The 11,022-nt window shown below is 62.3% G+C and carries 12 protein-coding genes and 1 pseudogene; 8 read left to right on the top strand and 5 right to left on the bottom strand.

Features of this window, described 5'->3' with window-relative positions; genetic code table 11:
* Window positions 1-764, bottom strand: a pseudogene (locus tag ACH107_RS25600) (indolepyruvate ferredoxin oxidoreductase family protein); the annotation flags it as partial.
* Window positions 765-930: 166 nt separating this feature from the next.
* Between ACH107_RS25600 and ACH107_RS25595 the strand changes: the two are divergent.
* Entirely contained in the window at window positions 931-1,836 is a 906-nt protein-coding gene (locus ACH107_RS25595) for a LysR family transcriptional regulator (protein ID WP_412508431.1), read from the top strand.
* Between the two features lie 95 nt (window positions 1,837-1,931).
* On the opposite strand, the gene ACH107_RS25590 is transcribed toward ACH107_RS25595, so the two are convergent.
* From ACH107_RS25590 to ACH107_RS25580, 3 genes are all read right to left on the bottom strand, one after another.
* On the bottom strand, window positions 1,932-2,849 hold the full coding sequence (locus ACH107_RS25590) for a M24 family metallopeptidase (RefSeq protein WP_412508427.1): 918 nt from the start codon (window positions 2,847-2,849) through the stop codon (window positions 1,932-1,934).
* Window positions 2,850-2,989: 140 nt separating this feature from the next.
* Window positions 2,990-3,217, bottom strand: coding sequence for an aminopeptidase P family N-terminal domain-containing protein (locus ACH107_RS25585; protein ID WP_412508425.1), 228 nt, complete (start codon window positions 3,215-3,217; stop codon window positions 2,990-2,992).
* The gene (locus ACH107_RS25580; protein ID WP_412508423.1) at window positions 3,214-4,245 is read right to left on the bottom strand and encodes a pyridoxal-phosphate dependent enzyme; all 1,032 of its coding nucleotides are present in this window, start codon (window positions 4,243-4,245) and stop codon (window positions 3,214-3,216) included. Before ACH107_RS25580 ends, ACH107_RS25585 begins: the two co-directional genes overlap by 4 nt.
* Before the next feature lie 155 nt (window positions 4,246-4,400).
* On the opposite strand from ACH107_RS25580, the gene purL reads away from it, so the two are divergent.
* From purL to grxD, 4 genes are all read left to right on the top strand, one after another.
* Window positions 4,401-6,566: a phosphoribosylformylglycinamidine synthase subunit PurL gene (gene purL / locus ACH107_RS25575; protein WP_412508422.1), complete on the top strand. Its 2,166-nt coding sequence runs from the start codon at window positions 4,401-4,403 to the stop codon at window positions 6,564-6,566.
* A gap of 117 nt (window positions 6,567-6,683) precedes the next feature.
* A complete protein-coding gene (locus ACH107_RS25570; protein ID WP_412508420.1) occupies window positions 6,684-6,926 on the top strand; it encodes a BolA family protein in 243 nt (80 codons plus the stop codon).
* 4 nt (window positions 6,927-6,930) lie between these two features.
* Complete coding sequence (locus ACH107_RS25565; protein ID WP_412508418.1) at window positions 6,931-7,203, top strand: hypothetical protein; 273 nt, start codon at window positions 6,931-6,933, stop codon at window positions 7,201-7,203.
* A complete protein-coding gene (grxD, locus tag ACH107_RS25560; RefSeq protein ID WP_412508416.1) occupies window positions 7,190-7,552 on the top strand; it encodes a Grx4 family monothiol glutaredoxin in 363 nt (120 codons plus the stop codon). Before ACH107_RS25565 ends, grxD begins: the two co-directional genes overlap by 14 nt.
* Before the next feature lie 318 nt (window positions 7,553-7,870).
* On the opposite strand, the gene ACH107_RS25555 is transcribed toward grxD, so the two are convergent.
* A complete protein-coding gene (locus ACH107_RS25555; protein ID WP_412508429.1) occupies window positions 7,871-8,164 on the bottom strand; it encodes a transposase in 294 nt (97 codons plus the stop codon).
* A gap of 251 nt (window positions 8,165-8,415) precedes the next feature.
* On the opposite strand from ACH107_RS25555, the gene ACH107_RS25550 reads away from it, so the two are divergent.
* From ACH107_RS25550 to arsB, 3 genes are all read left to right on the top strand, one after another.
* Window positions 8,416-9,483: an integrase core domain-containing protein gene (locus tag ACH107_RS25550; RefSeq protein ID WP_412508415.1), complete on the top strand. Its 1,068-nt coding sequence runs from the start codon at window positions 8,416-8,418 to the stop codon at window positions 9,481-9,483.
* A 389-nt stretch (window positions 9,484-9,872) separates the two neighbouring features.
* Window positions 9,873-10,217, top strand: a complete 345-nt coding sequence (locus tag ACH107_RS25545) for an ArsR/SmtB family transcription factor (RefSeq protein ID WP_412508414.1) — start codon at window positions 9,873-9,875, stop codon at window positions 10,215-10,217.
* On the top strand, window positions 10,166-11,022 hold an 857-nt coding region (gene arsB, locus ACH107_RS25540), incomplete at its 3' end, for an ACR3 family arsenite efflux transporter (protein ID WP_412508428.1). The genes ACH107_RS25545 and arsB, both read left to right, overlap by 52 nt.

Raw genomic sequence — 11,022 nt, 5'->3', positions numbered from 1 at the left:
GCGAACCTCTTGTAGTCGATCATTCGCGCTTCCTGCGGAACCCAGTGGTCGTTCAACCGGATGTTCAACCCGCCATCGGGCATGTCGAAGTCCGGCAGGGCAAAATGTATCCGGTCCGGACGGCCATCGACGATGCTTGTAACCTCCACCGTGTCCTTCATGGTCTTGAGCCCGGCCCAAACGCCCGCGAACCGGCTGAGCGCAAAACCGTAGAGCCCGTAGTCCAGTATCTCCTGCACGCCCGCCGGGCTGAGGACCGGCATGTAAGCGTCGATCATTGCCCAGTCGGACTGATGGCAAACGGTCGAGGATTCCCCGGTGTGATCATCACCCATCGCCATGACGACACCGCCAAGCGGGCTGGTGCCGGCCATGTTCGCATGGCGCATCACGTCGCCGGAGCGGTCAACGCCGGGCCCCTTGCCGTACCAGAGCCCGAAAACACCGTCGTAACGGCCTTCGCCGCGCAATTCGGCCTGCTGCGTCCCCCACAGCGCCGTCGCGGCCAAGTCCTCGTTGATGCCGGGCTGGAAGGCGACATTGGCGCGTTCGAGGTGCTCGCGCGCGCGGGCCATCTGCATGTCGACCGCGCCAAGGGGCGACCCCCGGTAGCCGGTGACGTAGCCTGCGGTGTTGAAACCGGCGGCCCTGTCACGCGCGGCCTGCATCAGCATCAGCCGGACAAGCGCCTGCGTTCCGTTCAGAAGAACCGAAGACGCCGCGAGATCAAACCGATCGTCCAGTGAAATTTGGCGCTTGCCCACGTCAGCCTCCGTTTGGTGCTTGTATTGCCTGAATATAATGCCATTTTAGGTCATTATCGCTGACCTACAAAGTAAAACTTCGCAAAGTCCAGCCGTAAGACTGTGAAGGTGCGACACTTTTCTGCTATTGCAGGAAACGCACGCGCAGGAAATGAAAGTTGTTGTCATGGACTGGGATAAACTCCGGATATTTCACGCGGTTGCCGATGCCGGCAGCCTGACACATGCGGGCGACCAGCTTCACCTGTCCCAATCAGCGGTTTCGCGCCAGATCCGGGCGCTTGAGGAATCCCTCAACACCACGCTGTTTCATCGCCATGCCCGGGGATTGATCCTGACGGAACAGGGCGAACTGTTGTTCGACGCGACCCGTGCCATGATGAAAAGGCTTGATGCCGCGACGGCCCGGATCCGCGACAGCGAGGAAGAGGTTTTCGGGGAACTCAAGGTCACCACCACGATCGGTTTCGGCACGCTATGGCTGGCGCCGCGGCTGCCGAAACTTTACCAGAAGTACCCCGACCTGAAGATCGACCTGATGCTTGAAGAGCGCGTTCTTGATCTGCCCATGCGCGAAGCCGATGTCGCGATACGCATGAAGGAACCGTCGCAGGCGGACCTGATCCGGAAACGTTTGATGAACGTGCACATGTGCCTGTTCGGTGCGCGCGCCTATCTCGAGGAACACGGCACACCCGAAACGATCGCGGAGCTGCGCGACCATCGCCTGATCTGCCAAAACCCCAGATCGGCGCAGGTCGGGGCCGGCGCGACGCTTGTCCAAGAGCTCATGACACACGACATCCCGTCGCTGCTGACGGTGAACAACTATTACGGCGTGCTACAGGGTGTGCTGCACAAGCTGGGGATCGGCGTTTTGCCCGATTACCTTGCGCGGGATTTCCACGAGCTGGTTCGGGTTCTACCCGAGGTGCAATCTGTCGCCGTCCCGGTTTTCCTGGCCTATCCCGAGGAACTGCGGCATTCGAAACGGATCGCGGCATTCCGGGATTTCGTGCAGGAAGAGATCGTGTCTTATCGGAAAATGGTCAAGGAACAGGCCTCCGACTGAAATTTGTGCACCTTGGTAACGTGATATGCATGCAACGCATATCGGCCATGCTGCAACTGCGGCATAATATCCCTTGATCGAAATCAGAACCGGTCCTATCTGCGGCTTATGACGGTGACAGCACAGCGCGTCACCATCATACCTCCCTGTTGGACTATGGCCGAGCTTAGTGCTCGGCCTTTTTTTTGCTTATTGCCAATTAATCGGGCGACCTGCCTGCACTGGCGTCGCGGCGAACGGCGACATGCGCGCCTAGATAACGGGCAATTCCCGGGTCGGACCCGCGACAGCGCCGTCGGTTTGCCGTCGGTAATCAATATGTTTTCCTCGTGCACCATGAGCCCGCCGCTGACCATCTCGACGGTCGACTCGAGGGCAAGCACCATATCGGGGCAAAGCACGGTCGGGTCTTCCGCCATGACCGAGAGCCCTTCGGTAAGCTGCATGCGGATCTCGTGGCCGAGCCGGCCGCGGTCTTCGCCATCGCTCACGATCCCGGCCATCGTCCGCCACGGGTCGCACGCCCGCGTGCCGGGCCGGGCGGCCTCGAGCCCGGCATGTGTCGCCGCGATCAGGCGGGAATGCGCCGTTGCCTGCGCGGCCGTGGCGTGTCCGATGGCGAAATTCCGGTCGAAGTCGCAGAAATACCCGTCGTGCACCGCGCCGGTATCGAGCATGAGCACATCGCCCGGTTGCAGGGGCCTGTCATCCGCCGGGGAGATGACATCGGGATAGCCATCGGCACCGGCGCCGCCGGCAAGGTAAGGCACCCAATCAGCCCCCGCGTCGAGAAGGAGTTTCTGGATATCCCTGAACACGGCGGACAGCGCAGTACCGCTTGACGCGATCTCGCCCACTCTCCCGAAGGCGCGATCGGCGATGGCGCACGCCCTGGATATCTTGTCGACCTCTCTCGGAGATTTGATGGTGCGCAGCTTCGCGACGATACCCCGGTCATTGTCGAACGTGAGCGCGCAGATTTTCTGGAGCCGCCCGAAATCGTCAAGAGACATGCGAAGATGGGTCTGTGCGTGTGATGGCAATCCGACGCGCCCACCGGATTGCCGCAGAACCTCGGCGAGCAGCGCGATGCCCTCGTCCTCGCGCGCGGGCGACGGCCATGTCCGGTTGTCCTCGATCCACGTCTTGCGCATCAAGGGGGCGCCGATCCGATGGTGACTGCAACGGGCGCGCCCTGTGCCGGCACGACAAGAAACCACGGCCGGCTCGGGCTTTCCCAGAAACGGGTCAGGAAGCCCGTGAAATAACGGATGTCCGCCTCGGTCGTCAGGAGCAGCGCGCCCAGATCCTCGCGTGCCATGGCGTCCTGCGCCCGGCTCACGCGCTGTCGGAACTCGCTCTCCGGAAAGCCGCGGCTCATTCGTCGGCGGCTTCGCTGAGAATACAGAGCGCCCGGTCCCCGCCCCCGAGGCCCATGAGGCCCAGGGCCGCTATGCCGGCGGCGCCGGATTCGGTCGTCGCAAGATCGCGCGCCGCGAGGTCGCCAAGAATGGCGCCTGCCGCGGCATCCGAAATGGTGAGGAACGCGTCGGCGTCACGCGCCAGCCCGCGGAGCGCGATGAGCGAAGGCGCCTTGCAGTCGAGGCGTCCCATGGTCGAAACCGGCCCCTGTGTGGGAACCGGCCGGCCCGCGCGGATACTGGCAAAAAGCGCCGGCGCGGCCTCGGGTTCCACCACGGTGACACGGGGGGCATCGCCCCAGACCTCGCGGAAATAGGCCGCGCACGCCCCGGCCAATCCGCCGACGCCCGCTTGCAGAAAGATATGTGTCGGGGGCGCAGGCATCTGCCCGGCGACCTCGGCCGCCATCGCAAGATACCCCTCCATCAACCTGTGCGGCAGGTCGAAATAGCCCGGCCACGAACTGTCCGACAGCAGGGTCCAGCCATTCGCGTCGGCGGCATCAGCGGCCGCCGCCATGCTCGCTTCGTATTCGGCGCCCTCGCGCATCACCTCGGCGCCCTTGTCGCGCAGACGGGCCGCGAAACCGTCAGGAACGGTCTCGGAGAGGTAGACCACCGCGCGCGCGCCGAACAAACGGGCGCCCGCGGCAACGGAAAGCCCGTGATTACCGGCACTGGCCGTCACGTAAGTACGTCCGGCCAAGGCGGTTGCCGGGTCATCCAGCCCGGCGCAGGCCGCGTCATGCGCGATGACGTAGGCCGCGCCCAGTGCCTTGAAGCTGCCAAGGCCCATTCGCCCGCGTTCGTCCTTGACGAAAAGTTCAGGGCCCAGTTCCGTCACGCGGTGAAGCGGCGTTGCGGCCGCGGCCGGGCAGCGCGCCAACAGGGCCTCGGGCGCGCCCGCATTGACGCTTGGCGCTGGCGCGCCGTTCATGACCGTGTCGGGCAGCCCGTGCCCCCGCCAAGGATTTTCAAGGATTTCCACGCGCCCCCCACGGTCGCCGCCGATCATCCCGGACAGCAACGCCAATTTTGACCGGCGGTCAAGCACGGGATGCGCCCGCGCATTCGGTCGAGCCCCCTTTCCACCGTCTTCGTCATGGCCTAAAGAGACGCCAACGCGATCATGGGAGCATTCAGATGCAGGAGCCGGCAATCACGCCTGAACTGGTCGAAGCCCACGGGCTCAAGCCCGACGAGTACGAACGCATCCTCGAGATAATCGGACGCGACCCCACCTTTACCGAACTCGGCATCTTTTCGGCGATGTGGAACGAGCATTGTTCCTACAAATCGTCCAAGAAGTGGTTGCGCACCCTTCCGTCGGACGGACCGCAAGTTATCTGCGGGCCGGGGGAGAATGCCGGGATCGTCGATATCGGTGACGGCCAGGCCTGTGTCTTCAAGATGGAAAGCCACAATCACCCGTCGTACATCGAACCGTATCAGGGCGCGGCGACCGGAGTTGGCGGTATCCTGCGCGACGTGTTCACAATGGGCGCGCGCCCTGTCGCCGCCATGAACTCGCTCAGCTTCGGGGACGTCGATCACCCAAGGACAAGACAACTGGTGCATGGCGTGATCGAAGGTATCGGTGGCTATGGCAACTGTTTCGGCGTGCCGACCGTGGGCGGCGAAGTGCGTTTCGACGCCGCCTACAACGGAAATTGCCTTGTGAACGCCTTTGCCGCGGGATTGGTCGACACGGACAAGATATATTATTCCGAAGCCTCGGGCGTCGGCATGCCGGTCGTCTACCTCGGGGCCAAGACCGGCCGCGACGGGGTCGGCGGGGCCACCATGGCAAGCGCGGAGTTCGACGAGTCGATCGAGGAAAAACGCCCCACCGTACAGGTTGGCGACCCGTTCACCGAGAAGCGCCTGATGGAGGCGACGCTTGAGCTGATGGCCACCGGCGCCGTGATCTCGATACAGGACATGGGCGCGGCCGGCCTGACCTGTTCGGCGGTCGAAATGGGTGACAAGGGCAGTCTTGGCGTCAAGCTGCAACTCGACCGTGTGCCGCAGCGCGAAGAGGACATGAACGCCTACGAGATGATGCTGTCGGAAAGCCAGGAACGGATGCTCATGGTTTTGCGCCCCGAGAAGGAGGACGAGGCGCGTGCCGTTTTCGAGAAATGGGATCTGGATTTTGCCATCGTTGGCGAAACCATCGCCGAGGACAGGTTCCTGATACTGCACGGCAACGACGTGAAGGCCGACCTGCCGCTCGCGACCTTGTCGGGGTCGGCCCCGGAATACGACCGTGACTGGACGGAGACCGAACCGGCCACGCCGCTCGATCCCGACACCGTGCCCGCAATCGACCTCGTCGACGGCCTCAAGGCGCTGATTTCCTCGCCGAATTATTGTTCGCGCGAGTGGGTGTACGAGCAGTACGACACCATGGTCATGGCCGACACCGTGCGCACGCCAGGCCTGGGGGCGGGGCTCATCCGCGTGCATGGCACCGACAAGCTGCTGGCGTTCACGTCGGATGTCACCCCGCGCTATGTTCATGCCGACCCTGTGGAGGGCGGCAAGCAGGCCGTGGCCGAGGCCTATCGCAACCTTACCGCGGTCGGCGCACGCCCGCTGGCATCGACCGACAACCTCAATTTCGGCAATCCCGAAAAACCCGAGATCATGGGCCAGTTCGTCGGCGCGATCCGCGGTATCGGCGAAGCTGTCGCGACCCTCGACATGCCCATCGTGTCCGGCAACGTGTCGCTCTACAACGAGACGGATGGCCAGGCGATCCTGCCGACGCCGACAATCGGCGCTGTCGGCCTGATCAAGGGCTCCGAGAATGCGATCACGGGGGCGGCGCGTGACGGGCATGTCGCTCTGATGATCGGCGAGTCCACTGGTCATCTGGGTCAGTCCGCGCTTCTTCGCGAGGTCTACAACCGGACCGAGGGGGCGGCCCCGGCTGTGGACCTTGACTCCGAAAAGCGGCACGGCGAGTTCATCCGCGATCACAGCAAGTGGATCAAGGCCTGCACCGACATGTCGGACGGTGGGCTGGCGCTTGCCGCTTTCGAACTGGCGGAAGCCGCGGGCGTCGGCGTGCAACTTGACAGTGACGACATGGGCTTCCTGTTCGGGGAGGATCAGGCGCGCTACCTTGTCGCCTGCAATTTCGACGAGGCGGAGGCGCTGATGGCTGCCGCGTCGAGGGTCGAGGTGCCGATCCGGACAGTGGGACGCTTTACCGGGGACAGCGTGAAGCTCGGTGACCGCGAAGCCCCGCTTGACGATCTCTCGGATTTGTTCCGGAAAAGTTTCGCAACTCATTTCGAATGAGCGCCCCCGGCACGCCGGGAACGCCGCAGGCCGGCGCGCACAACGTTGTTCCGCCGGGGATCTTGCAACCGCTTTTACCCCGTTCTACATCTGGCATTAGGCTAAAGGAGTATGCGCATGGCGATGCAAGCCCAGGAAATCGAAGACCTGATCCGCGCCGAGTTTCCGGATGCACAGGTCAAGATAACGGATCTGGCAGGAGATGGGAACCATTACGCGGCGGAGATCATCGATGCCTCGTTCAAGGGCATGAACCGGGTGCAACAGCAGCGCGCCGTCTACGCCGCCCTGAAAGGCAAGATGGACGGCCCCGACGGTGACCTGCACGCCCTAGCGCTGACCACCAAGCCACCAGAATAAACCGATGGCGGCAAATACACTCGCGTTCCTGCTGCTGACACCTTTCGTGATCGTGTTCGGATATGCGACGTGGCACGAATACCGCCGGTACAAGTCAGAGGGTCGGTCAACCTACGGGTTGAGCTACGACCCTGAAACCGACAGCACCCATGTCACGACCATTGGTGAAGACGAAGCGAGCTTTGACCCCGAAACCGACAGCGGGATGACGGGGACCCACGGCACACCCCCAGACAACGACGACAACGAACAGGATACCTCAAATGACCGACGCTAGGACACTCATCGACGAAACCGTCAAGGCGAATGACGTTGTTCTTTACATGAAAGGCACCAAGTCAATGCCGCAGTGCGGCTTCTCTTCGCGCGTCGCCGGCGTCCTGAACTTCATGGGCGTCGAATTCGCCGATATCAACGTGCTTGAGGACGAGGCGATCCGGCAGGGCATCAAGGACTATTCCGATTGGCCGACCATTCCCCAGCTTTATGTCAAGGGCGAATTCATCGGCGGCTGCGATATCATCACTGAAATGACCCTGTCGGGTGAACTCGACCAGCTTCTGGAACAGCAAGGCGTCACCTATGACAAGCAGGCAGCCGACAAGATCCGCGAAGCCAACGCGTGATCGGGGAAGCGGCCACAGGTCGAGCCCACCGTCTTGAAACCAAGTCCCCGTGTCGGCATACTGGGGGATGCCGACGCGACGTGTCGCCTAAGGCACGCACTGCCCCGGCATACCCCTCTCCGGGCATCTGCAATCAGCTTTCCCACCGGAATGTATCTTGGTCGCCCGAGGCCGTATCCCGTCGCCTGTCGCGTCAAGCCAAACGTCGGCCAAGAGGTCCACGCGACCTTGACCTCGTCCGGCCTTGCACGCGTTCCCGGCCGCAACGCACCTCGTTAACCATTAAGGCCATAGAGCACGAGCTAAAGCGTTTCGAGATTAGTTTGAGACATATCCGGCAGCCTTGAAGTAGTTCCAGCACTCTGCGGGGTCGTATAGGTCACAGATTTCGCCGATGGCTTCGAATACGGTGGTGAAAGAGCGTGCGCCGACGCTCCGGAGATGGGCCTTGAGCTTGGAGAAGGCTTGCTCGATCGGGTTCAGGTCCGGCGAGTATGGCGGGAGGTAGAGGAACCAGCAGCCATGGTCGTGTCGGGCCTGAGCCGCTTCCTTGTTCCGATGGGTCGCCAGATTGTCCAGGACGACAACGGTCGGTGGGGATGGGACCGGAATCCAACGTTCTCCACCCTCTAAACTATTGTTTTAATTGACAGGACTGATGATTTGAATCGCCACTTGGTTCAATCGCGACTGGCAGCGAAACACGCGCAAAGGCGCCAACACATCCCACGGTCGGATTTTTCGCGGCCACAACCAGGCCCCAGCATTTTTGGCCTTCCTGAGCGGGGTGCCAAAATGTAAGCGAGGTCCATCACGCTGAAATAGCAGCAATTTTTTTAAGCACCGTGGTGGAGCCTGGCAAGATGAATTCGACCTTCTCACTCCATATCGTTTTCCTGACCCAGCTCTTCATGCCCCGGCACAACGCGCAGTTGAGGCTGCTCAAGGCCCAAATCCAGATCCTGCGGGCCCGCATCCCGACGCAGAGGATAATCCTCGCTCCCGAAGAGAAAGCCGAGCTGCTGCGCATCGGAGCGGAGTGTGGGCATGATATCGACGCGCTCATGGAGGTCGCAAAGCCTGCGACATACAAGCGCTGGCTTGCACAGATGCGTGGTGGGCGCCCCTTCAAGGCCGTGGGCAGGCCGCGCCTGACACAGGAGTTGCGCGACGTTGTCATTCGCATCGGGTCAGAAAACCTCCTCTGGGGCTACAAGCGGATCGCGGGGGAACTGAAAAAGCTGGGGCTCTACGCCGGCGCCAACTCGGTAAAGCGCATCCTGAATGAGGCAGGCATCCACCCGAGCCCTGAGAAGCGCAAGAAAAAGCCCGCACTGCCATGGACCACCTTCGTCCGGGCACATATGGAAAGCATGGTCGCATGTGACTTCTTCACCAAGACCGTGCTCACCGCCCGTGGGCCGTTGACAGCCTATGTGCTGATCTTCATCCACCTCGGCAGCCGCCGCGTGTATTGCAGTGCCCCGACCTATGCCCCGGACTCGGCATGGATGACGCAGCAGGCACGCAACGCGCTTATGTGGTGCTCCAAGCAGGGGATCGAGCCGAGCTTCCTTATCCGAGACCCCGACACCAAGTTCAGCGCCAGCTTCGATACAGTCTGGGCATCGGAAGGTGCCAGGGTCATCCAGATCCCGCTCAGAGCACCGGACGCCAACGCCTTCGCCGAGTCCTTCATCGGTACCATCAAGCGCGAATGTCTGGATTTTTTCGTCTGCTTCAGCCGGTCTCAGCTCGACTACATCCTCCGCACTTGGGTGCGACATTACAACACCGAGCGCCCGCATCGTGGACGGGGTATCGGGAACAATGTGCTGCAAGTCGATTTCCGGCCCGTCCGTGATGGCCCGATCCGCCGCAACCGCCAACTTGGCGGCATTGTCACATCCTACACCCGCGATGCGGCGTGAGTGCCCTCTAGCCGAGCAAAAGATCAGAATGAGAGACAGCGCCGAATTCAGCTTCCGGGGCTCCGCCATGGCCGTTAGAAAACGTTTCTGTATCAACGTTATGGGCCTTGCTTACATTTTGTCTGAGGACGCCGCGACGATCCGCCGTACATCGGGCGAAACCGCGGCGCCGGATACCGCATCCGTGTGCACCTTCTGGCAGTTGGCACCCACCGGGGCCTTGTCGAGAAATTCGTCGATGCGCTGGTCTGGGCGCTGTTCCCGGTCTTCCTCGTGACGCAAGGCGCGACTTTGACCGGAGCTTCAACCCTTCCATTCACTCCGCACAGAAGATCATTGCATAGCTCCATCTAATCGCCTATCGACGATAAACGAATAAATGATGCTGCATGCTGGATAGCGACATCGAAATTGCTGAGCTGGCCAAGGCGCTTGCGCATCCCGCGCGGCTGCGCATCCTGCGGCTGCTGCTCGCCAGCCCTGGCTGCATCGAAGGCGACATCGTGGACGCTGTCGGCCTGGCACAGTCCACGGTCTCCGAGCACCTGCGCATCCTGAAGGCCGCCGGGGTCATCACCGGCGAGATATCCGGCCCGCGTACGTGCTACGCGTTGCACCCGGCTGCGCTTGGGCCGCTGGCCGAATTCATCGGCACGCTGACCGCACCGTCCGCTGCGGTCTGCTGCATGCCCGACGACAAGGAACTTTCACGAGCCTTTTCGAACGCTGGCTGACCCTCTGGGTCGCACTGTGCATCCTGGCCGGGCTCGTCCTCGGCAGCCTCGCGCCCGGTCTGTTCGGCGCGCTGGCCGCGCTGGAGGTCGCCTCGGTCAATCTCGTCGTCGCCGTACTGATCTGGGCGATGGTCTATCCGATGATGATCGCGGTGGATCTCGGATCGCTCAAGGCGGTGGGGCAGCGCCCGAAGGGCCTTGTCATCACGCTGGCGATCAACTGGTTGATCAAGCCCTTCACGATGGCGGCGCTTGCGGTCCTGTTCTTCAACTACGTCTTTGCCGGCCTGATCGATCCTGAGCGCGCACCGGAATACATTGCGGGCCTGATCCTGCTCGGCGCCGCGCCTTGCACCGCGATGGTTTTCGTCTGGTCGCAGCTGACCAAGGGGGATCCCAACTACACGCTGGTGCAGGTCTCGGTGAACGACCTGATCATGGTGGTGGCCTTCGCCCCGATCGTGGCCTTCCTTCTGGGCGTGACCGACATCAGCGTCCCGTGGGAGACGCTGATCCTGTCGGTCGTCCTCTACATCGTCATTCCCCTGATCGCAGGTCTCCTGACGCGCCGGGCGCTGATCGCCAAAGGTGGCGAGGCCGCGGTGACGGCCTTCACCGCGCGGATCAAGCCGGCCTCGGTCGTGGGTCTCCTGATCACCGTCGTGCTGCTCTTCGGTTTCCAGGGGCCGGTGATCCTGGCGCAACCGCTCTTGATCGCGCTGATCGCGGTTCCGATCATCATCCAGTCCTACGGCATTTTCGCGCTTGGGTATGGCGCGGCCTGGGCCTGGGGCGTGCCGCACCG

Source organism: Roseovarius halophilus (ex Wu et al. 2025) (assembly GCF_047086965.1).
Note: the sequence above shows the minus strand (reverse complement) of the source record. Positions and strands in the feature narration are given on the sequence as shown.